This is a genomic window from Micromonospora sp. NPDC005413, from assembly GCF_040606435.1.
GTDB lineage: Bacteria > Actinomycetota > Actinomycetes > Mycobacteriales > Micromonosporaceae > Micromonospora.
The window spans coordinates 209064-231157 of sequence record NZ_JBEXEV010000005.1; the positions used below are offsets into that span (position 1 = coordinate 209064).

At 69.8% G+C, this 22094-nt stretch carries 19 protein-coding genes; 6 read left to right on the forward strand and 13 right to left on the reverse strand.

Going from position 1 to position 22094, the window contains the following annotated elements; genetic code table 11:
- Positions 1-23 precede the first annotated feature (23 nt).
- The 4 genes from ABZS37_RS09975 to ABZS37_RS09990 all read right to left on the reverse strand — a co-directional run bounded on the left by ABZS37_RS09975 (position 24) and on the right by ABZS37_RS09990 (position 3792).
- Entirely contained in the window at positions 24-1853 is a 1830-nt protein-coding gene (locus ABZS37_RS09975; RefSeq protein WP_355167398.1) for a glycoside hydrolase family 15 protein, read from the reverse strand.
- Positions 1854-1935: 82 nt separating this feature from the next.
- Positions 1936-2412 (reverse strand): hypothetical protein, encoded by a 477-nt coding sequence (locus ABZS37_RS09980; RefSeq protein ID WP_355167400.1) that lies wholly within the window; start codon positions 2410-2412, stop codon positions 1936-1938.
- 359 nt (positions 2413-2771) lie between these two features.
- A complete protein-coding gene (locus ABZS37_RS09985) occupies positions 2772-2990 on the reverse strand; it encodes an LPXTG cell wall anchor domain-containing protein (RefSeq protein WP_355167402.1) in 219 nt (72 codons plus the stop codon).
- Positions 2917-3792: an alpha/beta hydrolase gene (locus ABZS37_RS09990; protein WP_355167404.1), complete on the reverse strand. Its 876-nt coding sequence runs from the start codon at positions 3790-3792 to the stop codon at positions 2917-2919. The genes ABZS37_RS09985 and ABZS37_RS09990 overlap by 74 nt, the downstream gene beginning before the upstream one ends.
- A gap of 136 nt (positions 3793-3928) precedes the next feature.
- Here ABZS37_RS09990 and argG point away from each other — a divergent pair, with 136 nt between their 5' ends.
- Entirely contained in the window at positions 3929-5380 is a 1452-nt protein-coding gene (gene argG, locus ABZS37_RS09995; protein WP_354993559.1) for an argininosuccinate synthase, read from the forward strand.
- A 157-nt stretch (positions 5381-5537) separates the two neighbouring features.
- Here the strand turns inward: argG and ABZS37_RS10000 are convergent, their stop codons facing one another.
- From ABZS37_RS10000 to ABZS37_RS10010, 3 genes are all read right to left on the reverse strand, one after another.
- Positions 5538-7121: a carboxylesterase family protein gene (locus ABZS37_RS10000; protein ID WP_355167406.1), complete on the reverse strand. Its 1584-nt coding sequence runs from the start codon at positions 7119-7121 to the stop codon at positions 5538-5540.
- Positions 7122-7240: 119 nt separating this feature from the next.
- Positions 7241-8839 carry a carboxylesterase family protein gene (locus ABZS37_RS10005; RefSeq protein ID WP_355167408.1) on the reverse strand — a complete coding sequence of 533 codons (1599 nt, stop codon included), beginning with the start codon at positions 8837-8839 and terminating at the stop codon, positions 7241-7243.
- 366 nt (positions 8840-9205) lie between these two features.
- Positions 9206-10435 carry an ROK family transcriptional regulator gene (locus tag ABZS37_RS10010; RefSeq protein ID WP_355167410.1) on the reverse strand — a complete coding sequence of 410 codons (1230 nt, stop codon included), beginning with the start codon at positions 10433-10435 and terminating at the stop codon, positions 9206-9208.
- 277 nt (positions 10436-10712) lie between these two features.
- Between ABZS37_RS10010 and ABZS37_RS10015 the strand changes: the two genes are divergently transcribed.
- Complete coding sequence (locus ABZS37_RS10015; RefSeq protein WP_355167412.1) at positions 10713-11693, forward strand: DUF2804 domain-containing protein; 981 nt, start codon at positions 10713-10715, stop codon at positions 11691-11693.
- 6 nt (positions 11694-11699) lie between these two features.
- Here ABZS37_RS10015 and ABZS37_RS10020 read toward each other — a convergent pair whose 3' ends face one another.
- The 3 genes from ABZS37_RS10020 to ABZS37_RS10030 all read right to left on the reverse strand — a co-directional run bounded on the left by ABZS37_RS10020 (position 11700) and on the right by ABZS37_RS10030 (position 15444).
- Positions 11700-13451 (reverse strand): sugar-binding domain-containing protein, encoded by a 1752-nt coding sequence (locus ABZS37_RS10020; RefSeq protein WP_355167414.1) that lies wholly within the window; start codon positions 13449-13451, stop codon positions 11700-11702.
- Positions 13448-14788: an MFS transporter gene (locus ABZS37_RS10025; RefSeq protein ID WP_355167416.1), complete on the reverse strand. Its 1341-nt coding sequence runs from the start codon at positions 14786-14788 to the stop codon at positions 13448-13450. Before ABZS37_RS10025 ends, ABZS37_RS10020 begins: the two co-directional genes overlap by 4 nt.
- 86 nt (positions 14789-14874) lie before the next feature.
- Positions 14875-15444: a TetR/AcrR family transcriptional regulator gene (locus ABZS37_RS10030; protein ID WP_355167418.1), complete on the reverse strand. Its 570-nt coding sequence runs from the start codon at positions 15442-15444 to the stop codon at positions 14875-14877.
- 104 nt (positions 15445-15548) lie between these two features.
- On the opposite strand from ABZS37_RS10030, the gene ABZS37_RS10035 reads away from it, so the two are divergent.
- The 3 genes from ABZS37_RS10035 to ABZS37_RS10045 all read left to right on the forward strand — a co-directional run bounded on the left by ABZS37_RS10035 (position 15549) and on the right by ABZS37_RS10045 (position 17999).
- On the forward strand, positions 15549-16472 hold the full coding sequence (locus ABZS37_RS10035) for an NmrA/HSCARG family protein (RefSeq protein WP_355167420.1): 924 nt from the start codon (positions 15549-15551) through the stop codon (positions 16470-16472).
- Between the two features lie 136 nt (positions 16473-16608).
- A complete protein-coding gene (locus ABZS37_RS10040; protein WP_355167422.1) occupies positions 16609-17040 on the forward strand; it encodes a DUF6010 family protein in 432 nt (143 codons plus the stop codon).
- A 17-nt stretch (positions 17041-17057) separates the two neighbouring features.
- Entirely contained in the window at positions 17058-17999 is a 942-nt protein-coding gene (locus ABZS37_RS10045; RefSeq protein WP_355167424.1) for a helix-turn-helix domain-containing protein, read from the forward strand.
- A gap of 247 nt (positions 18000-18246) precedes the next feature.
- Here ABZS37_RS10045 and ABZS37_RS10050 read toward each other — a convergent pair whose 3' ends face one another.
- Positions 18247-18564 (reverse strand): hypothetical protein, encoded by a 318-nt coding sequence (locus ABZS37_RS10050; protein ID WP_355167426.1) that lies wholly within the window; start codon positions 18562-18564, stop codon positions 18247-18249.
- Positions 18565-18628: 64 nt separating this feature from the next.
- The gene (locus ABZS37_RS10055) at positions 18629-19078 is read right to left on the reverse strand and encodes a hypothetical protein (protein WP_355167428.1); all 450 of its coding nucleotides are present in this window, start codon (positions 19076-19078) and stop codon (positions 18629-18631) included.
- A gap of 216 nt (positions 19079-19294) precedes the next feature.
- On the opposite strand from ABZS37_RS10055, the gene ABZS37_RS10060 reads away from it, so the two are divergent.
- Complete coding sequence (locus ABZS37_RS10060) at positions 19295-20308, forward strand: LacI family DNA-binding transcriptional regulator (RefSeq protein WP_355167430.1); 1014 nt, start codon at positions 19295-19297, stop codon at positions 20306-20308.
- 49 nt (positions 20309-20357) lie between these two features.
- Here ABZS37_RS10060 and ABZS37_RS10065 read toward each other — a convergent pair whose 3' ends face one another.
- The gene (locus ABZS37_RS10065; RefSeq protein WP_355167432.1) at positions 20358-22070 is read right to left on the reverse strand and encodes a trehalase family glycosidase; all 1713 of its coding nucleotides are present in this window, start codon (positions 22068-22070) and stop codon (positions 20358-20360) included.
- Positions 22071-22094: the final 24 nt, after the last annotated feature.

Below are 22094 nucleotides of genomic sequence, written 5' to 3' on the forward strand. Positions count from 1 at the left end.
TCCGCCGCGGGTCGGCGGCGTCGTCATCGTCCGCTCTCCTGATCAGCAGGCGCGGCGTCTCGGATCGCGAGTGCGGCCTGGATGAGCGCGGCGTGGGTCAGCGTCTGCGGGTAGTTGCCGAGGAAAGCGCCGGTTGTGGGGTCCACCTCTTCGCCGTAGAGGCCGAGTGGGCTGGCGCGTCCGAGCAGTTCCCGGAACAGTTCGACCGCCTCGGCGCGTCGTCCGGTGTGCGCGAGGGCCTGCACGAGCCAGAATGAGCAGGGCAGGAACGCGCCTTCGGAGCCGGGGAGGCCGTCGCGTCCTGGCGGGTAGCGGTAGAGAAGCGGGCCGCCGGCAGAAAGCCGGTCGCGAATGGCATCGATGGTGCCGCGTACGCGATCCGACCCACTGTCGTCCATGCCCAGCAACGGCAGGACGAGCAGAGCCGCGTCCAGTTCCGGTGCGCCGTAGCTGCGGACGTAGCTTGCCTGCGACGGGTCGAAGGCCCGGGCCCGCACGTCGGTGGCGATGGCTTCCCGGACCTCCTGCCACCGGCGGCGTTGCCGCTCGGAGACCCGGTGGGTTGCGGCGATGCGCAGGGCGCGGTCGACGGCGAGCCAGCCCATGAGTTTGGAATGCACATGCTGGACGGGCTCGCGCACCTCCCAGATGCCGGCATCGGGCTCCGGCCAGCGCCGGGCGACCAGATCGGCGAAGCCGCGCACGGCCCGCCACGTCTCCGAGTTCAAGCGGTGCCCGGCCTGTACGAGCACCCATGCGGCATCGACCACCCAGCCGTAGCCGTCGAGCTGGTGCTGCTCGGCGGCGCCGTTGCCAACCCGTACCGGCCTGCTGTCGAGGTAGCCGCTCCAGCCGGGCAGCTCCCGCTCTCGCGGTACGTGGCGGCCGTCCAAGGTGAGCAGCGCTGGCAGGCGTGGTCGCTGCAGCCGGCTGGCATGCAGCAACCACGCGAGGAATCCGTTGGACTCCTCCAGTTTGCCTACGCCGAGGAACGCGTTGACATTGATGCTGGCGTCTCGTGGCCAGACATAGCGGTAATCCCAGTTGCGCACCCCGCCGGGATCCTCGGGCAACGAGGTCGTCGGTGCGGCCACCGGTGCCTGCGAGGGAGAGTAGGTCAACAACCGCAGGGTCAGCAGACTGCGTACGACGCTCTCCCGGAACGGCAGTGCGGCGTCGATCTCTGCGGCCCAGGCCCGCCAACGGTTTTCGTCGGCGACGAGAAGGTCCCAGGCCGCTGCCGGCTCGACATGGATCAATGGCTCGCGATGGGCGATGGCCAGCACGAGCGTCACCGAAACACCCGGCTGGACGGTGATCGCGGTGGGCGCACCCGGTTCGACGGTGAATCCAGGTGCGCAGCCCAGCGACACCGCGAGGGCCCCCCACTCGCACACGAGATCCCTGTCGCGGTGGTGGACCCGGGGTCGGCGGTGCTGGGCGCCGAGCCGGGGATCGAACTCCACCACGGCGTCGACAGGGCCTCCCTCAGCCGACAGACGCCGTACGAGCAACGTCGTGGGCAGCAGACGTCCGGCGAGCTCGGCCACCATGGACTCGGTGAGGGTGAGCCGACAGCCGTCCACCGTCCAGGTCGTCTCCAGCGTGGCGGTGTGCTGCCGGTAACGCCGCTCGACGACTGTCGCAGGCCGGGCCGGCCCGACGCGGAACGTCCCCGCCGCCGGGCCACCGACCAGCCGGCCGAACATGGGGTCACCGTCGAAGCGGGGTACGCAGAGCCAGTCAATCCCGCCGTCACTGGCGACGAGGGCAGCGGTGCGGGTGTCGCTCAGCAGCCCGTAGTCGCCGATCGGCGCCGCAGGCCGCTGATGAGCCATGGGGACGTCGGTCATGGAGAACCTCCAGCGACGAGCGGCAGCCGGCGCCGGCTGCGGCCGCGCGCCAGCGAAGAACGCTCACCGCGGCCGGTGCAGGTCACCGAGCCTGTAGGAGCAGCCCGAGGACCACCCCGTAGATGACATGGACGACAGCCATGACCGCCGGTGTCTGAACGCCATAGTTGAGGGCGAACAGGCCGGGCGGCTCCAGCACGGCGGTGCTGGCCGGGCCGGCCCGATGTGACGCCATGCGCGGATGGACACCAGGCAGCAGGGGCAGGAGCACGGTCAGCGCTATCGCGACGTGGAGCGCACCGAGCAACCCCCCGATCCACCAGTTGGCGCGATGCAGCATGGCGAACACGGCCGCATACCCGAGAGCGAAGCCCTGACCGGCAGTGAGGTGGATGAAGAACCCGACGGCCCGCGCCCGGTCGGGATCCTCGGTGACGATGGTCCCGAGCACCAAGGGAAGATCGAGACGGGTGAGCCCGGCCATCTGAGCGGTGATCATCGCCGCGGTGAGTGACACAGTGGCGACCAACCCGAACAGTGCCCATCCAGCCCAGTCCATCTCAGCGAGAGTCGGCGTCGTCCGCTGCCGCCGCTGCCGCCGCCTGTGTCGGTGCCGAAGACGCTCTCGCGTCAGAGCGTGAAGGTGGCCGGGTCGGCACCGGTCGAACGAGCGTGGCGCCGCCCATTCGTACGCGGCAAGGCGAATTGACCCCGGACATCGCACGCCTTCCGGCTAGCACGGAAAGAGCCTTGTACAGCGCCGTCCGTAGCGCGATTCAGCCACGGTGGTCGCCCGGCTCCCACCCTAGGCGCACGGCACCTGCAGGGCCGGCGGTTCGCCGGACAGCCTGGTGAACACAGTGCGGCCGGCCCCGGTCGCCCGCCGTGCGGGCGGGCGTCCGGGGCCGGGTGGGTCGGTCAGGCGCGCTTGCGGCGACGCCTCAGCACGAGGATTCCCGCGCCGGCCGCCAACAGGGCGGCGCCGCCGCCAGCGGCGAGCGGCAGGGTGCTCGAGAGGGTGCCGGTGGCGCCGAGCCCCGTCCGCTGCGCGGGCCCGCGACGGTCAGCCGGCGTCCAGCACGTCGCGCAGCCTTGCCGCGAACTCCTCGGGCTTGCCCGCGTAACCGAACTGACCACCGAGGAAGCCTCCGTGGTGGCTTGGGAAGACCACGGCCTCCTGGCCGAGCAACGCAGCAGTGCCCAGGGTCGTACGCGCGGTGTACGTTCCCGCCGACTCCTCGCCGACCGCGATCACGATCCGCGTCGTTGCCGCGGTGAGCGCGCTCGCGTCGGGGCGGTAGTCGGTGATCGCCCACGAGCTCTTCGACAGCAGCGGATCGTCGCGATTGCCGTCGTCGTCGGTCGACAGACCGAACATCGCCGGGTCGGGCGCGGGCTGGGCGAAGTAGGCATCGGTGAACTCGCCCTGCCAGGACGTCATCGCGATGAAGGCGGCCATGCCTGCCCCGGTGCCCTTCGCCTGGTAAGCCTCATAGAAGGCGGCCTGGGCGCGCTCGGCGGCCGTGGCGTCGGGGAGCACGGCGTTGATCGGCGGCTCGTGTGCCACCAGTGTGACGACGTCGTCGGGGTGGGTCGCGACCAGTTCGAGCGCGGTCACCGCACCGCCGCTGCTGGCGAACACGTCAACCGGGCCGGCGCCGAGCGCCTCGATCAGCAGGTGCAGGTCGGCAGCCTGACGCTGCGGCGTGTGGTCGGCCCGGCCGTCCGTCCGGATGCTGCGGCCCAGGCCGCGAGGGTCGTAGGTGACGACCGTGCGGTCCGTGAAATGCGGGGCGAGCGCTTCGAAGCCCTCCGCCGTCATCGGCTGGCCGATCATGAGCAGCGCGGGGTGCCCGCCGGACGGGGGTAGTGGACCGCGGACGTCGTAGACCAGATCGACGCCGGTCACGGCGAGGGTGTGGGCCTGCGCTGTCGTCATGTCGGTGAGCCTACGGCCGGCGGGATCGGATCGGGGGTGCCCGCCGACGGCGAGCCGTGACGTTCCGAGGAAAAATCCTCGTGGTGTCGCCCACTTCTCTATGCATGACCATGCGGGATTGTGCATACTCTTCCTCGTGTCCAAGGTTCTCACCTCCCTGCCCATCGGTGAACGTGTCGGCATCGCCTTCTCCGGCGGCCTCGACACCTCGGTCGCGGTCGCGTGGATGCGCGACAAGGGCGCCGTTCCCTGCGCCTACACCGCCGACATCGGCCAGTACGACGAGCCCGACATCGCCTCGGTGCCCGGTCGCGCGCTCAGCTACGGCGCCGAGGTCGCCCGACTGGTCGACTGCCGCGCCGCCCTGGTCGAGGAGGGCCTGGCGGCGTTGACCTGCGGGGCCTTCCACATCCGCTCGGGCGGGCGGGCGTACTTCAACACCACCCCGCTGGGTCGGGCCGTGACCGGAACCCTGCTGGTGCGGGCGATGATCTCCGACGACGTCCAGATCTGGGGCGACGGCTCGACCTTCAAGGGCAACGACATCGAGCGGTTCTACCGGTACGGCCTGCTGGCCAACCCGCAACTGCGCATCTACAAGCCGTGGCTCGACACCGACTTCGTCACCGAACTGGGTGGGCGTAAGGAGATGTCGGAGTGGCTGCTCGAACGCGGCCTGCCATACCGGGACAGCACCGAGAAGGCGTACTCCACCGACGCCAATATCTGGGGCGCCACGCACGAGGCGAAGACCCTTGAGCACCTCGACACCGGCATCGAGACGGTCAACCCGATCATGGGAGTCCGGTTCTGGGACCCGTCGGTGGAGATTCCGACCGAGGACGTCACCATCGGCTTCGACCAGGGTCGCCCGGTGACGATCAACGGTAAGGAGTTCGGCAGCCCCGTCGACCTGGTGCTGGAGGCCAACGCCATCGGCGGCCGGCACGGCCTGGGCATGTCGGATCAGATCGAGAACCGGATCATCGAGGCCAAGAGTCGGGGCATCTACGAGGCACCCGGCATGGCGCTGCTGCACGCCGCGTACGAGCGGCTGGTCAACGCCATCCACAACGAGGACACCCTGGCGAACTACCACAGCGAGGGCCGCCGGCTCGGTCGGCTGATGTACGAGGGGCGCTGGCTGGACCCGCAGGCGCTGATGCTGCGCGAGTCACTGCAGCGCTGGGTCGGCACCGCGGTCACCGGCGAGGTGACGGTGCGGCTGCGCCGGGGCGAGGACTACTCGATCCTGGACACCACCGGCCCGGCGTTCAGCTATCACCCGGACAAGCTGTCGATGGAGCGTACCGAGGACTCGGCGTTCGGGCCGTCGGACCGGATCGGCCAGCTCACCATGCGCAACCTGGACATCGCGGACTCGCGGGCCAAGCTGGAGCAGTACGCCACCCTCGGCATGGTCGGCGGCGCGACCCCGCAACGGATGGTCGGCGCGGCCCAGGCGGCCTCGACCGGGCTCATCGGTGCGATGCCGGAGGGCGGCGCGGAAGCCATCGCGTCCCGGGGCGTCTCCTCCGCCGACGACGCGGCACTCGACCGCGCCGCGATGGAGTTCGGCGTCGACTGAGCGACGCCGTGGCCGGTCCTCCGCCACGAGCAGCCCGACACCCACCCTCAGCCTTCTGTACGAGTCACCGCAGGTTCCGGCGGGGCTCGGACGCGGACGGGCCCGCCCTTTCGGGGCGGGCCCGCACTGTTCCGTTATCGATACGTGCCGTGCGAGGTCAGCTGAGCCAGAGGCCGCAGTTGTGCTCCGCCGCGAAGGTGTTGATCACTCGGCTCGCTCCGCCGGTGCGCAACTGCATCACGTTCTCGTCGCCGCCGTAGGTCGGCCACGACGGGGCACCCCGGTAGTTCGGGTTGCCGTTGTGGGCGAAGGCGCCCCAGTACCGCATCATCTGGTCCGACAGCTTCTTCTGCTGTGCGGTGAGGGGCCGCTCGCCGAGGGTGAAGTCGAACAGGTAGGCCAGCTCGCCGCTGTGTCCGTTGGAGACGTCCTCACCCGGGACGCGGAACCCGTAGAGGGTCGGCGAGGTCGGGTCGTTGAACTCGTAGCGGTAGAGCGAGGTCTTGGTCGAGATCACCCGAGCGGCCTGCTCGGTCTGGCACGCGCGACCGGCGTCGGTGTGCACCTGCGTGATGGCGTCCCACGGGCTCTTGAACTTGCTCAGCGGGTACAGCTCCAGGACGCGGTCCGCCTTGACGCCGTACTCGCGCTTGATCGTGTCGACGTAGCCCTGCGCGGTGATCCCGGCGAGGGCGGTCTCGGTGAGCCGGTTCTCGGAGCGCGTGGTGCCGCTCATCACCGGCACCTTGTTCCAGGTGCCGTCGGCGAACGCGTCGGCGAACGACTTGGGCAGCAGCGAGCCGCCCACCTTCGAGTTGCCAAGGTAGTTCGCCTGGTTGGCGACGAGCTTCCCGGGCCACGCCGCACGCAGGCAGTTCACGACGGTGGCGGCATCGGTGCAACCCACCGACTCGGCGAATCCGACACCCCGCTGCTCGCCGACCGCGAGCGTGTTGCGGGTGGCCAGGCACTGCTGGCTCTGCACGATCGCCTTGTGGAACAGGCCCTTGGCCGCGGGCATGGCCAGCATGTCGCAGACGCCCTGGCCGCCGGCGGACTGGCCGTAGATCGTCACGTTGTTGCGGTCACCGCCGAAGTTGGCGATGTTGTCCCGAACCCACTTCATCGACGCGAGCTGGTCCATCCGGCCGTAGTTGCCGGACCCACCTTCGGTGACCTCGCTGAGCGCGGGGTGGGCGAGGAAGCCGAGGGCTCCGAGGCGATAGTTGATCGAGACGATGATCGTGTCAGTCTTGGCGGCCATCGTTCCGCCGCCGTAGATGACGCCGGTGCCCTGGGTGTGGCCACCGCCGTGGAACCAGAGCATGACCGGCAGCTTGGCCTTCTTCGCGACCTTGCTCGGCCGGTAGACGTCCAGGTAGAGGCAGTCCTCGCTGACGGCCTGCTCCTCGCGGATGCCGGTCGGCTCGAACTGGATGCATGCCGGGGCCTGCTGATCGGCCGCCCTGGTTCCCCGCCACGACTCCGGCGCGGCCGGAGGGGCGAACCGCAGCTCGCGTACGGGAGGCGCCGCGTACGGCAGCCCGAGGAACTGGTCGAACTGGCCCGCCGCGACGCCGCGGACGAGCCCGCTCTGGCTCTGCACGACGGGGTCACCGCCGCGTGGGTCGCCCTTTCCGTTGGCCTGGGCGACGGCACTGGCACCTGCGCCGAGCAGCAGCACGGGAGCAACCACGGCCGCAACCCACGTGGCGAGGCGACCCTTGGAGAAACTTCTCACCTAACATTCCCTTTCGGTCGTTACGAGGGGTCTGCGCAGCTACGACTTGCCCGCTGCGCTCGCTTCCGGGATCCGCGATGTGGTGCCGAGACACCACATCGCGGACCTCGTTGAATTCGTCAGACAGCGGGACTGACCGCGTCCCACACGGAGCAGTTGTGCGAGTTGCCGATCGTGGCGTCGGCGACCCGCTGGGCGCTGGGGGCCGCGAACTGCAGGAGGTCACCCTGCGGGACGTACCGGGGCCAGGTCGGCGCGAACTGCGCGTTCGGCTTGCCGTCACGGGCGAAGCTGCCCCAGTAGCTGATCATCTGGTTGGACAGGTCGACCTGCTCGCTGCTGAAGGGCAGGGCGGTGCCGAGGTAGTCCCAGAGGTAGCCGAGGTCGTTGACGTGGGTCGCACCGAAGGGGTAGTCGGTGTTGAGGCGCCAGATCGAGACGAAGGCCGGGCCGTTCTTCTCGGCGAACTCGTAGGCGTAGGTCCTGGTGTCCTTCGCCAGCCGCTCGCGCAGCGTCTGGTCCCGGCACGCACGCTGGTCGCTCTGGATCGCACCCCAGGTCACGGTGGGCGACTTGTAGTTCGCCACCGGGTAGGTGGCGCGGATCCGGTCGACACCGTCCGGGTACGTGGTGGAGATCAGGGTGTTGAGCTGCTCGGTGGTGAGCGGCTTGCCGAGATAGTCGTAGGCGGCGAAGACACTCTGCTGCGACTCGTCGGACGTGCCACCGACCAGGACCGGCAGATCGGTCAGCTTGCCGGTCTTCATCAGGTCGATCGGGTCGGTCGGCACGACGCGAGTGCCGGCGACAGCGCCCGACTGACGGACCTTGGCCTGTGCCGCGAGGATCTCGGTGGGGTTCTTCGAGCGAAGGCAGTCGACCTGGCCCGCGCCCGTCGGGCAGCCGAGCTCGGCGCTGAACTGCTCGCCGCTCTGGCGAGCCGCCGGCAACATCCGCAGAGGGCTGCCGCCTCCGCTCTGGAGGATGGCGCGGTCGAAGAGACCTCGCGCCGAGGGCGAAGCGAGCTGCACGGCCGTGTTGCCGGCGCCGGCGGACTGCCCTGCGACGGTGACGTTGTTGGGGTTGCCGCCGAAGGCCTTGATGTTCTTCTGGACCCAGCGCAGTGCGGCCTGCTGGTCCAGGATCGCGAAGTTGCCGGCCGAACCGTCGCGGTTGTCCGCCTCAAGGGCCGGATTCACGAGGTAGCCCATGGCGCCGAGCCGGTAGTTGATCGTGACGTAGACGGCGTCCTCTCGCGTCACGAACTTGTCCGGGTTGGTGTCGCGCCCGGCGCCGGCGAAGTTGCCGCCGCCGTGGATCCAGAAGAAGACTGGAAGGTTCTTCTTGGAGACGGTGCTGGGTCGGTACACGTTGAGGTAGAGGCAGTCTTCCGTCAGCGTGGGCTTGTCATATCCGGGGTCCCATCCGGTGCCCTGCACGCAGGAGGCGCCGAACTGTGTCGCGTCCTTCGTGCCCTTCCACGTGGCGGCCGGCTGCGGCGCCTTCCAGCGGAGGTCGCCGGTCGGCGGCGCGGCGAAGGGGATGCCCTTGAAAGAGGTCACCATGCTCTTGGCCTCGCCCCGGACCGCACCCTTGTCGGTCTGGACGACGGGGGACTGGCCGGGGTAGCTGCTGGCACCGCGCGAGGCGCTGGCGAAGTTGGCCATCGCGGGTGGACCTGCGGTGACGGCCAGAGCAACAGCCGTTGCCGCTGACATTCCCGCGACCCATCGAGCGGTTGGTCGGATTTTCATCGGTGGTCGTACCTCCATCTTTGCGGCAGGGGAGGTCCCCGGCTCGCACCGGTCCGGTGCCGCAGTTGGTCGTGGACGGGGGGAGTCCACGGTGATCGGGAGGTGCATTCGGATCAACGAATGCACCGGCCCGCGAAGGAGGCCAGGCGACGGTTCAGGCGAGTACCGGGCAAGGAGCCGGAGTGGAACGGTCGCGACGCTGGCGCTTCCCCCGACCGGCCGAGGACGGAGGAAGACTTTGTTGTGGGGCAGAACATATCCGCTACCAGGGGACTTCGCAACACGAGGGAACGTGAGTGTTGCGGACACGCTGCGGCCGTAACCTCGCCGTTACCTTGTGGAGGTTGCGGCGGGCAGCTGCCCCGTCCGGGCAATCGCGACCGCGCCGAGCATGTCGGCCCGCTCACCGAGCACGCCGGGAAGTAGCTGAAGGCTCTGGGCCAAGACATTCGGCATGCGGCGGTCGATCGCGTCGCGCATGCCGGCGAGGAACGGCTCCGCGGCGGCCCCGAGCATTCCGTCCACGATGATCGCTTCCGGGCTGAGCATGACGCAGACGTCGGCGAGCGCGCGCCCGAAGCCCCGGCCGAGGTCGGCCATGATGCGCCGGGTGCCCACGTCGCCCGCCGTGGCGAGCTCGCGCATGTCGGCGAAGGTCAACGGTTCCGGGTAGGCCGAGCGGCCGATCGATTCCACGAAGCCGCCATAGGTGGCCGCGAGGCAACCGCGACTCCCGCACAGGCACGATCGTCCGTCGGGGAGCACCTGCACGTGTGCCAGTTCCCCGGCCAGGCCGCGCGCACCCCGGTGCAGCCGACCACCGAGGATCAGCCCGGCGCCGACCCCCTCGACCAGCTTGATGTAGATGATGTCGTCCATGCCGCGCCCCGCCCCAGCGGTCGCCTCGCCCAGCGCTGCGAGGTTGGCGTAGTTCTCCGCCGTCGTCGGGATGCCGAGTCGTTCGGTGACGATCGGTACCGGGTCCGACCGAAACCACCCGAACAGCTTCGCCAGCTCGGGCACGGCCGTGCGGGCTGCGTCGGGCAGCTGGTCGAACACCGCCCCCACCCCCTGCTCGAAGGCTGCCGGAACGCCGACGACGGCAAGGTCGGCCTGCTCTGGCGTCGACCCCGTCTCGGCGAACGCCTCTGCGAGCAGGCGGAGCCCTCGGTCGAGCACGCGTTGCTGGTCGCGATCTTTGCCGATGTCGCTTGTCCGGGAGGCGGCAAACGTGCCGTCCCAGCCGACCGCTGCGGCCCGGATCGTGGTGTGGCTGAAGCAGAGGGCCGCGACGAGGCCGCCGGTGTCCGCCAGCGTGAGGCCACTCGCGGGCCGTCCGCGACCCCGGTGCTGCCGTCCGCTGTCGGCGGTGTGTTCGACCACCATGCCCCGTTGCAGGAGGCGATTGGCAATGCCGGTCACCGTCGTCTTCGGCAGGCCGGTCGTGGCGCTCAGCTCGGCGCGGCTGAGAACGGCTCCGCCCCGCAGAGCGGCGAGGACCAGCCGCTCGTTGCCGGTGGTGCCGTAGCTCGGCAGGACGGGGGCATCAGGTGGCCGCATGGGATCAGCGTACCGTTATTGAGACGAGAACGGTTCTAATACTTGCCGTTGACCAAGCAACTTGGCGCAGATAGCCTCGATTACGGCTCACTTAGAACGAGATGAGCCGAAAGGTGCGCCGGCAGGCCGAGCCGGACGCCAACTGGCGAACAGGTCTGGGACCCGGCCAGGTCGCGGACCTGCCAGCCGGCCGGCTGTGGGATCGCGGTCAACTGTGGTGGAACTCTGGCGAGTGCGCAGCGGGCCGCACCCGCAGCCGGGCGCTATCCTGCACCTCGTGACGCACGAACGTGAATTGACCTCACCTGTCGATCTGTGCCAACCGGACGGTCGACTCAACCCGGAGGCGGTCGGCTGGACCCGCCGCCCCCTGCACACCGCGAACCTGCGCGGCTGGGGCCGGACCAAACGGTGGGAGTACTGGGGCATCGTCACGCCACAGCACATCGTCGGGCTGGTCGCCTCGTCGATCGACTACGCCGGTGTGCACGGCGTCTACGTACTCGATCGGGACAGCGGCGCCGAGACGAAGACCGACGTGGTGGTGCCGCTGGCGCGCGGGACGGTGCTGTCGCCGCACAGCGGTGTGGGTGAGGCGCGGGCGCGGGGCCGTGACCTGGCGATCCGGATCGCTCAGCGTCCCGACGGCACCGCCATCTCGGCGACCGCCCCCGGAGTACGACTGGAGGTGGAGGTGCCGTTGCCGGCCGGGCACGAGTCGCTCGGCGTGGTCGTGCCCTGGAGCCGCACACGATTCCAGTACACGGTCAAGGACGTCGGCCGCCCTGTTCACGGCTTGCTGGAGCTGCACGGCCAGACGTACGAGATCGGTGGGCCGGACGCGTTCGCCGTGCTGGACCACGGTCGCGGCAGGTGGCCGTACTCGATCACGTGGAACTGGGCCGCCGGCGCGGCACCGGGACGAGCGATCCAGCTCGGCGGTCAGTGGACCGACGGCACCGGGGTCACCGAGAACGGCCTGTTCGTCGACGGCCGGCTGCACAAGATCGGCGAGGAGTTGCGCTGGACCTACGACCGGTCGGACTGGCTTCGCCCGTGGCGGATCAGCGGGGAACGGGTCGAGGCCGAGTTCCAGCCGTTCCACGAGAAGGTGGCCCGCAACAACCTCGGTGTCGTCGCGAACGAGACGCACCAGTGTTTCGGGCACTTCTCCGGGTGGGCGAAGACGGACGACGGGACGAAGGTGAGTCTCGACGGGCTCGTCGGCTGGGCCGAGGAGGCGCGCAACCGCTGGTAGCCACGGTCAGAGACGGAGCTGGCGGTTCACCTCGACCACCAGTTCGGCCGGCAGTTTGAGCACCCGGCGGTCGTAGGTGAGCAGACCGTTGACCTCGTCCTCGACGTCGGACAGTTGGGTGTAGACGGTGGCGCTCAAGCCCTTGGCGATCGCCGGGGCGATCTGCTCGGCGTGCAGCCGGCGGAAAGCCGCGCCGAGCGACGCCGCGTCGCGGAAACGGCGGTAGCCGAACTCGCGTTCGGTCGCGGTGTGCCCGCCGACGGCGAGGCTGTAGCCGCCGTACTCGGACAACACCAGCACGCGGTGGTCACGGCGGCGCCGCGGTACGCGGAAGCGGCGGAAGTAGACGTGCAGGCTGCGAAGGTCGCCACCGCCCTGGTCGTGCCAGCCGCTGGCGTGGTCGACGCTGCGGGTCGGATCCAGCGCGGTGAGTTCGGCGGCGATCGCGACGGCGTCGAACTGGCCCCAGCCCTCGTTGAACGGCACCCACACCGCGATGCTGACGACGTTGCGTAGGTGCTCGACGGTGTCGTGCAACTCGGCGCGGAACTGTTCACGCCCGGCGTCGTCGTCGCGGGCGAACAACCGCCGGTGGCGGTCGTTGAGCCGGAGCGGGCTGACCGCGGGTGCGGTGACGACCGCTGGCCGGTAACGACCACCGCCGTTCACCATGTCCTGCCAGACCAGCATGCCGAGGCGATCGCAGTGGTGGTACCAGCGCGCTGGTTCGATCTTGATGTGCTTGCGGAGCATGGTGAAGCCGAGCCGCTTCATGGTCGCGATGTCGTGGACCATCGCCTCGTCGGAGGGAGCCGTGTACCAGCCGTCGGACCAGTAACCCTGGTCGAGGATGCCGGCGTGGAAGTACGGCGCGCCGTTGAGCAGCAGCCGTGGTGTGCCGTCCGGGCCGGGGCCGACGCCGAACGAGCGCATACCGACGTAGCTGCGGACCCGGTCGCCGCCCAGGTCCACGGTCACACCGTAGAGGTACGGGTCCTCGGGGCTCCACCGCCGCGCTTCGGGGATCGGAACGCGTACCGGCCGTCCGGCAGGTGCCTGCGCCACGCCCACGACGTCGTCGCCGGCCAGGATCGTCACCGTCGCGTCGGGCGCGTTCGACCCAGCGTGGACCGTCACGTCGACGCAACCCTCGTCGAGCAGTGGGGTCAGGGTGAGTCGCCGTACGTGCAGGGCGGGCACGCACTCGACCCACACGGTCTGCCAGATCCCGGACTGCGGGCTGTACCAGATCCCGCCCCGACGGAGACGCTGCTTGCCGCGCGAGTGGTGGTCGGTGTCGGTGTCGTCCCGTACGGCGACGACCAGGGTGTTGTCGCCGTCGTGCAGCGCCTCGGTGATGTCGCAGTGGAACGGCAGGTAGCCGCCGGTGTGCCCGCCCACCAGCGTGCCGTTGACGAAGACCTCGCAGGTCTGGTCGACGGCGCCGAAGTGCAGCAGCACCCGCGCCGACGGGTCGGGCCGGAACCCGTCGGGCAGCCGCAACATCCGCTGGTACCACAGGGTCTGGCCTGGTTGGAGTTGCCGGCCGACGCCCGACAGCGGCGTCTCCGGCGAGAACGGCACGATGATCTCGCCGTCGTACCCGTCCGGTTGCCGGCCGCTGTCGGTGATCGCGTACTGCCAGCGGCCGTTGAGGTTGAGGTAGCTGTCGCGGACCATCTGCGGGCGTGGATACTCCGGCAACGGCCGGTCGGGGTCGAGCGCCTCGCCCCACGGGGTCAGCAGCGGCCGGGTCATGTCCGCGCCGCCGAGCCGTACCGCCGGCGGCGCAGCGCGAGCACCGGTACGAGGATCAGGACGAGCACCGCCAGCGCGGCCAGGAAGATGTTCGGCGTCGGCACCTGTTTGACGACGCCCAGGTCGGCGTAGGTCTCACCGGCGCCGGTGATGACCGCCGCACCGAGGTAGGGCCCGACGACCATCGGCACCAGGATCGCGAAGATCATGCGCAGGCCCTGCACGTGGCCGGCGCGCTCCGGCGGTGAGAAGTCCCGTACCAGCGCACCGATCGGGGCCAGCACCAGCATGAACCCGGACATCATGAGCAGCCCCGCGGCGATCGCCTGGCCCGTGCCCCGGGCCAGGTACATCGCGAGCAGGCCGGCCGCGTACACGCCGACGGCGGGCAGGAGGAAGCTGACCCGGCCCACCCGGTCGATGAACCGGCCCACGATGATGCTCACCAGGGATGCGCCGAGCAGCACGACGCCGAGCACGAGGGCATAGCCGTCGATGTCGAGGTAGCGCTGCACGTAGATGATCAGATACGGCAGGAACACCTGGGTCGACACACCCCAGATCGACCACGCGGACAGCGCCAGGTACAGCCCAGGGTTGGTGCGTACGGCCGCTGGGCGCAGCCCGTGCAGCACCGATTGGAGCAGGCGCTCGTCCCGACGGACGGGCACGGGCTCGTCGCGTACCAGGAACCAGGCCAGCACCCCGACCGCGGCGATGATCACACCGATGATCAGGAAGAACGTCCGCCACTGCCCGGCGCGGGTGAGACCGTCGAAGCCGCCGAAGACGGCGAGCATGGCCAGCAGCGGCATCACGGCCAGCACCGACTCCACCCGGCCCCGGTTCGCCGGCCTGGTCACGTCCGTCACCCAGGCCTGGAACCCGGCGTCGTTGGCGCCGGAGCCGAGAAACGACATCAGGCAGTCCAGTGCGATCACGGCGACCACGGCCAGCAACACCGCGTCGGCCGCCGGTGCCAGTGCGGCCACGCCATCCACGGTGAGAAGGCCGAACGCCGCCGTGGTGACACCCCACGCGAAGTAGCCCACGGCGATGAAGGCCCGGCGCCGACCGGACCGGTCGGAGACCGCACCGATCAGCAGCGTGGCCACGGTGGCGGCCAGCGCGCTCGCCGCGACCATGGTGGCGATGGCGGTGGGGTCGTCGGTGATGGTGTCGTAGACGAACACGTTGAGGTACATGTTCTCGACCGTCCAGGCCAGTTGGCCGACGAAGCCGAGCAGCACCAGCGAGGTCCAGGCCCGCCTGCCGAGCCGCTCGCCGTCGCGGGCGGGGGAGAGCGTCGGGGGGCCGGTGACGGTGGGTACGGACACAGCGCACCCTCCTGAGAAGTCGGACCGGGGCGGCCCGAAGGTGAGACGGATTCTATATATGCGAACCGCCTGCGCGTTCTGCTGTCTCAACCGTGTCGAGGACTGACCCCCGCCACGGTCAGGCCTAGCAGTCGATCTGCTTCGGCAGCGGGGTTCGGGTGGTGCTCCGTTGCCAGGGCAATGCCGGTGACCAGCGTGAGCAGGTCGGTGATGGCCACGCCCGGTGCCACTGCGCCATCCTGCACGGCGCGGCGCACCAGGGGGTCGCCTGCCTCGGTGAGCTGCGCCGAGGCGCAGCTTCCCTGCGCGGCGTCGGCGTCGGCCGCCAGGTCGCGGTTCAGCGCGACGGCCAGTCCTCGGATCGTCGACGCGGACGTGGTGACGGCGCTCAGCCACTCCAGAAGCGCGGCCCGGGTGTCGGCCCTGCCGGTCAGCTCGCGGGCGAGAGCGCACAGGGTCTCGACTCGTTCCCGGAAGACCGCCTCCAGCAACGCGCGGCGGCTGGGAAAGTGCCGGCGCGCGGTTGCCGATCCCACTCCCGCAGCGCGGGCGATCTGCTCCAGGGATGCGTCCGCACCGTGCGCGGCGATCTCCGCCACGGCGACCGTGAGCAGACGAGCGTAGTTGCGTTGGGCGTCAGCACGCAGGGCCGGCATGGCGTCACCTCGGAGTTTGCTAAGTGGCGGGGTCCGCCGTATCTTAGCTGAAGGAAAACGGCGGACCCCGCCGTTTAGTGCTCGCACACCACAGGAGACTGCTCATGTCGACCGATTCCGCACCCGTCCTGGTCACCGGCGCCACCGGGAAGCAGGGCGGTGCGACCGCTCGGGCCCTGCTCGCGACCGGCGTCCCCGTCCGGGCGTTGGTCCGCCACCCCAGCAGCGACCGGGCGAAGGCGGTCGAGGCGCTCGGCGCCGAACTGGTCACCGGCGACCTGAACGATCGTGACTCCCTGAGTAGAGCAGCGGAAGGAGCCCGAGCCGTCTTCTCGGTGCAGATGCCCGCGATGAGTGACGATGCAATCGACTTCGACGGCGAGTTGACCCACGCCGTCAACCTGATCGAAGCCGCGCTGGCCGCCGGTGTGCCCCAGTACGTGCACACGTCCGTCTCCGGCGCGGGCCAGCACAGCGAGACTCCCGGCTGGTCCGAAGGTCGCTGGATGTCCTTGGAGCCCTACTACACTGCCAAGGCCGGCATCCAGAACCGGGTACGCGAGGCCGGCTTCACGAACTGGACGATCATCAAGCCGGGCACCTTCATGGAGAACTTCCTGCCCTCCATGGCCTACCTGTTTCCCCGTGGCGTCGAGGGTGGCCTGGCCACTGTGCTGAAGCCCGAGACCCGGATCTCCCTCGTCGCGGTCGACGACATCGGCACCGCTGCCGCCGCGGCCATCGCCGCACCGGGGCGGTTCCACGGAGTCGAACTGGAACTGGCCAGCGACTACCTGACGATGACGGACATCGCCGCAGTCCTCTCGCGTGCCCTGGGCACCAAGCTCACCGCGCCTGACATGACCGAGGAGGAGGCCGTCGCCGCCGGTATGCCGGTGTGGGCGGGCACCTCCCATGAATTCATGCACGTCGCCGGGCAACCCGCCCGCCCGGAGTACGCGCGGGCCCTCGGTATCCCGCTCACGACCTTCGAGGAATGGGCGCAGCGCCTGCGGCCCACCGCCTGACTCCGCCTGCCGTGGCCGGAATCCGTTGGGGTGCGGCACTTTCGCCTCTCGCTCCCGAGGTTACGCCTGCCTAGGCTGCCTTTCGATACCGCACTTCCGCAGAGGTGACAGGGCTGAAACCGTGCTTCGTTATGTCATGCCAGTCGTCATTGGGCTGGTCTACGTCGGGCTCAATTCCTTTGTTCCCGAGCCGCACCGTCGTCGTCTGAACGCGCTCATCGTCACGGGCGCTGGCGCCGCCTACATCAGCGGCGGCGGATTTGGTCTGTGGGAGCTGGCCTTCTGTGCCGTGCTGGTGGTGGTCGGTTACGCCGGGCTCAGCTCCTACACCTTCATCGGCATCGGATGGCTGCTGCACACCGCCTGGGACGTCCTGCACCACCGCCGCGGCACCCCGCTCATTCCGTCGGTGCACGACTCGTCGTTTGGCTGCGCCATCTGCGATCCCGTCATCGCCCTGTGGTGCTTCGCGGGCGGGCTGCCGATCAGCGACGTGTACCGCCGGCTCACCCGCCGCCGTACGGCCGATGCGGACAGACCCACGCCATCCGTCACCGTAGAGGCATAGCTGGCTAGATTTCAGCGATGCACACCGTGGCCGTGCTCGCCCTCGACAGCGTCGTCCCGTTCGATCTCGCCACGCCGATGGAGGTGTTCCAGCGCACCCGTCTGCTCGACGGCCGTGCCGGCTACCGGGTTCAGATCTGTGCGGCGACGCCAACCGTCACCACCGGCGCGTTCAGCATCGCAGTGCCGTGGGGCCTGGACATCCTCCACGACGCCGACACGATCATCGTGCCGGGTGTCGCCGACCCCGACGCGGCGGCCCCCGCCGAGGTTCTTGACGCGTTGCGGACCGCCGCGGCCAACGGCACCCGCATCGCCTCGATCTGCGTCGGCGCGTTCACCCTCGCCGCCGCCGGCCTCCTCGACGGACTGCGCGCCACCACGCACTGGGTCGCCACCGATCAGCTCGCCGCCCAGTACCCACAGATTCAGGTCGACCCGAACGTCCTCTACGTCGACAACGGCCAGCTTCTGACCTCCGCCGGCGCCGCCGCCGGGCTCGACCTGTGTCTGCACATGATCCGACGCGACTACGGCGCCACGGTGGCAGCGGACGCGGCCCGACTGTCGGTCATGCCGTTGGAACGCGCTGGCGGGCAGGCGCAGTTCATCGCGCACGAGCCGCCCACCCCCGACGGGACCACGCTGGAGCCCCTCGTGGCGTGGATGCGTGACAACGCCCACCGCGAGCTGACCCTCACCGACATCGCTCGTCACGCCGGCATGAGCATCCGCACCCTGAACCGCCGCTTTCGTGACCAGATCGGCTCCACCCCTCTGCAGTGGCTGCACCGCGTGCGCGTCCACCAGGCGCAGCGCCTCCTGGAAGCCACGGCTCATCCCATCGACCGCGTCGCGGCCCAGGTCGGGTTCGGCTCCACCACCGCCTTCCGGGACCGCTTCAAACTCGTCACGGGCACCAGCCCTCAGGCCTACCGCCGTGCTTTCCGCAGCGCCTGACGGTCCGCGGAGCATGACGATGAGGGCGGGGGCAGGAGCTTGCAGAGCCGCACGATCGGGCTGGGCGAGCAGCATCATCGCGACGCGCCGCAACCGGAGACCCACCGCGGCCCACCCCTCTGTCACGGTGCGGCACACGGTAGCCCTCAGGGTCGATCCGTGCTGCCCTGCCGAGTGCCGTTGCGGGCGACAGGCTTTGGGGTGTCGGATCGGCAGGGCGGCGCCGTCTCGTGATCCGGGCCCGGCGTCACCCCGCCGATCCGGGCGTCAGCCGCGTCCGTTCCAGCCTGCGCCACCGGTAGTGGCGCCAGGCGGCAACCGCGCAGGCCACGGCCACGAGCAGAGCGGTGGCACCCTTCCAGGCGCGCTCGAACCACGATCTCTCGGTGCCGAATGCCGCCTCGGCGCTCATCATCAGCCACAACCCCACCCACGCCCACTGCCAGCCGTGCGGACGGGAGAAGTCGGCGGGCGAGCCGAAGAAGGCGACGGACGCGGCGACCGCGGCGCCGACGAAAACGAGCGACGGTACGCCGAAGCGCGAGACGGCTTCCCAGAACGACACAAGTCGATCATGACCCTGGTACGCGTGAATCACCAGAGCCATTCCGCGTCGGTCCACGCAACAGTCAGGAAATCGCGGCCTTCACCAACTCGACGACCTTCTTCTCCACGGCGGGGCTCCACTTCTGCAGCGCGTACGCCACGGGCCACAGGTCGCCGTCGTCGAGGTTGGCCGTGTCCTGGAAGCCCAGGGTCGAGTACCGGTAGTTGAACTTGCCGGAGTCCTGGAAGAAGACGACGATCTTGCCGTCGGCGTTCGTGTAGGCGGGCATCCCGTACCAGGTCTTCGGCAGCAGCTCTGGGGCAGCGGCGGTGACCGTCACGTGCACGCGCTCGGCGAGCGCGCGATCGTCCGGCTCCATCTGCGCGATCCGGTCGAGGAGCGCCTGCAGCCCGTCGGCCTTCTTGGCGCCCTTCTTGCCCTCGGCTCGCAGTTCGGCGGTGCGCTCCTTCATCGCGGCGCGTTCCTCGGCACTGAAGCCGTCGGACACGGTCGTGGAGGTCTTCGCGGACATTCTGGGGCTCCTTTTCGCCGTTCAAAGGCCCGGCGTGCTGCCGGCTACCTGGGGAAAGGCTAGGCCCGGCGAGACTCGGAGCGCTTCTCGATTCCTGATCGGAAGTGACGGCCGCGGGGTCGTCGCTGACCCAGAGACGGGATTCCGGCCGGTTATGCTCGTGAACGAGCATGGCGCGTCCCCCTGTCGGGGCAAGAATCGATTTGGGGGCGGTGCATGAACATCGGGGAGATCGCCCGCCGGGCGGGGGTGTCCCGCAGCACCGTGTCCTACGTGCTGAGCGGTAAGCGGACCGTGTCGGAGGCGACCCGGCAGCGGATCCAGGCGGTCATCGACGAGCTGGACTACCGACCGAATGCCAGCGCCCGTGCTCTCAAGGAGGGACGCACGCGCACCCTCGGGCTGGTGATTCCTCCGGCGAGCCAGCGGTTGACCGACATGCAGTTGGGCTTCGTCGCCAGCGTCGTTGAGGCGGCCGCTCGCCATGACCTCGACGTGCTGCTGTCGCCATCCGGTGGCGACCATGACCGATCGTTCGAGCGGATCGTCACCGGGCGCCGGGTGGACGGTGTGGTCCTGATGGAGATCCGGTTGGAGGACGACCGGGTGACTCGGCTGACCAAGGCCGGCCTGCCGTTCGTCACCATCGGGCGGACCGCCGAACCGCACGGCATGAGCTGGATCGACATCGACTACGCCGGGCTGATCGCCCGGTGCGTCCACCACCTGGCCGATCTGGGGCACCGGCACGTGGCTCTCGTGAACCGTTCCGCAGAGTTGGTGGCCGCGGGCTACGGCCCCAGCCACCGAGCGCTGGCTGGTTTCCGGGCGGCGGCGGCCGAGCGCGGCCTGACGGGCGTGGAGGTCTGCTGCGGCGACGACACGGCCTCCGGCGAGGCGTGCGTGGAACAGTTGCTCGCGACACATCCGGACGTCACGGCGGTGGCCACCATCAACGAGGCCGCGCTGCCCGGAATGCAGCGTGCCCTGACCGGCGCCGGGCTGTCCGTGCCACGCGACTTCTCCGTCACCGGCGTCGCCGCCCAGCACTGGGCGGAGGATTTCCGCCCGCCGTTGACCGCGGCGGATGTTCCGATGGTCGACATGGGCGCCGAGGCGGTGTCATTGCTGCTGGAGGTCATCGCCGAGCCCGGGGCCGTGCCCCGCCACCGGCTGTACAACCCGCCCATCTCGTTGCGCTCCAGCACCGGTCCGGTCTGGTCCCGCTGACCCGGGCGAGGGCCCGGAACGAGACCCGGGCCCGGCCGTCCAGGCCGGTCTACCCACCCGTGACTCGCCGTTCCTCCTGAGCGGCGGCGAGGATGAGGTAGCTGCTGGCAGTCCAGGTGTACGCGCGGTCCCTGAGCCCGGCGCCGGTTTCGGCATCGAAGTTCTCCGCGAACCCGGACTTCTCGCACAGCGCGAGGAATCGGCGGCTGATGTCGTCGGCGATCCTGGTCTGCCCGGCCCGCCGCAGGCCGTCCTCGACCAGGACGGTCGAGGGTGCCCAGATCGGGCCACGCCAGTAGCCGTCGGCCACGTAGTGGGCCGAGTCTGTCGGCTCAGTGGCCAGCCCGTGCGTGGTCAGGTGGGTTGCGACGCCTTGAGCCAGTGCGGCGGCGACCGGGGCGGGCAGGTCGGCACCGAGCGCGACGGGCATCAGGTCGAGCAGGCTTCGGCTTGCCCGCCGCTGCCCGGTGTGGGGGCTGCGAGCGGTGAAGCGTTCGCCGTCCCACAGGTCCCGGAGCATGGCTCCGCAGATCCGGTCGGCCTCCCGGGACCACTGGTCGGCGGGCTCGCCCAGCTCGCTGGCGAGGTCGGCCAGGCAGCGAAGCTGCGAGACCAGGAACGCGGCGAGGTCGGCCGTCTGGAGGACCCGGTCGTCGTCGAAGGTGGTCGCGTTGTCCCAGCCGCTGTCGTTGCCGTGCTGGTAATGAGGCAGATCGTGGCCGGGCGCTCGGCGCGCGTCGAGCCAGAAACGGGTCCAGCGGGCCAGCCGGTCGTACGTCTGCGCCAGCGCCGTCCGGTCCGGCGGCTGGGGAAGGCGTCGGCGCAGGTGCCGGAGGGCCCACCCGTGAATGGGGGGCTTGACGTAGTTGTGCAGGACCTCGGAGTGCGCGACCGAGTCGGGTAGGGCACCGGCCTCGTCCTGGTGGTCGAAGGGCAGTTGGAACTGATGCCAGGCCAGCTCCGGCTCGCCGGCAGCCAGGGCGATCGCGTTGAAGCAGTGGTCCCAGCTCCACACCTTGTCCATCCAGTGCTTGGACATGAGGACGGCTGGCCGGGTGATGAAGCCTGCCGGGGCGACGGTGGCTGACCACAGCACGTACGCGGCCAGTTCGGCGGCCGGGGTGTCCGCACCGCGCCACGGCGCTACCGCGTCGACGAACGCGGTGAACTCGGCGATCCGGTCGCGGCACAACTGGTCGAAGGTGGCGGATCCGGCGTACGGGTGGCGGGCGGTGGCGTACTCCTCGATCGCGATTTCCCAGGGTTGGTCGCTGGCGAGGTCCAGCGACCGGTCAGCGGTGCCGAGCGCCTCCACGCCGTCGGTCCGCTGGAGAGCGCCGGAGAGCACCGTGATCCGGTAGCGGCGACCGGTCTCGTACGAGGTGAACACGTGTGACCCGTCGACCGGGTCGAGATACAGGTAGGTGCCACTGAACGGGGTGAGGGTGCCCTCGGCTGCGGCTACCCGCAGGCCGAGCCGCCGACCGCGGATCCGCAGGGTGTCCGGCCCGTCGTAGACGGCGTCGATCCGGTCGTCGCCACTCCGCCAGGTCAGCAGCGCGGGGGTGGCGACGACCGTGGTGCCGGGGATCGCGGGGGCGAGACGCAGTACGGGGTGTAGCCCGGTCTGGTGCGAGACCAGGTGCAGATCGTCGGCGTACGTCTTCTCGGCTACCACCGGGGAGATGTTGAACCAGGATCCGCGGTAGCTGAAGGGGATGTCCTGGATGGGGAACTCCGGACCGGACGGGGCGACGGTCATGGGTGGCGGGTGCCTTTCTGTGGT

Excerpts from the sequence above, each read along its gene's own strand:
- ABZS37_RS10045 (WP_355167424.1), top strand. The coding sequence starts at position 17,058 with ATGCACACCGTGGCCGTGCTCGCCCTCGACAGCGTCGTCCCGTTCGAT.
- ABZS37_RS10035 (WP_355167420.1), top strand. The coding sequence starts at position 15,549 with ATGTCGACCGATTCCGCACCCGTCCTGGTCACCGGCGCCACCGGGAAG.
- ABZS37_RS10010 (WP_355167410.1), bottom strand. The coding sequence starts at position 10,435 with ATGCGGCCACCTGATGCCCCCGTCCTGCCGAGCTACGGCACCACCGGC.
- ABZS37_RS09990 (WP_355167404.1), bottom strand. The coding sequence starts at position 3,792 with ATGACGACAGCGCAGGCCCACACCCTCGCCGTGACCGGCGTCGATCTG.
- ABZS37_RS09980 (WP_355167400.1), bottom strand. The coding sequence starts at position 2,412 with ATGGACTGGGCTGGATGGGCACTGTTCGGGTTGGTCGCCACTGTGTCA.
- ABZS37_RS09975 (WP_355167398.1), bottom strand. The coding sequence starts at position 1,853 with ATGACCGACGTCCCCATGGCTCATCAGCGGCCTGCGGCGCCGATCGGC.
- ABZS37_RS10055 (WP_355167428.1), bottom strand. The coding sequence starts at position 19,078 with ATGTCCGCGAAGACCTCCACGACCGTGTCCGACGGCTTCAGTGCCGAG.
- ABZS37_RS10060 (WP_355167430.1), top strand. The coding sequence starts at position 19,295 with ATGAACATCGGGGAGATCGCCCGCCGGGCGGGGGTGTCCCGCAGCACC.
- ABZS37_RS10020 (WP_355167414.1), bottom strand. The coding sequence starts at position 13,451 with ATGACCCGGCCGCTGCTGACCCCGTGGGGCGAGGCGCTCGACCCCGAC.
- ABZS37_RS10005 (WP_355167408.1), bottom strand. The coding sequence starts at position 8,839 with ATGTCAGCGGCAACGGCTGTTGCTCTGGCCGTCACCGCAGGTCCACCC.
- ABZS37_RS10040 (WP_355167422.1), top strand. The coding sequence starts at position 16,609 with ATGCCAGTCGTCATTGGGCTGGTCTACGTCGGGCTCAATTCCTTTGTT.
- ABZS37_RS10030 (WP_355167418.1), bottom strand. The coding sequence starts at position 15,444 with ATGCCGGCCCTGCGTGCTGACGCCCAACGCAACTACGCTCGTCTGCTC.
- ABZS37_RS10065 (WP_355167432.1), bottom strand. The coding sequence starts at position 22,070 with ATGACCGTCGCCCCGTCCGGTCCGGAGTTCCCCATCCAGGACATCCCC.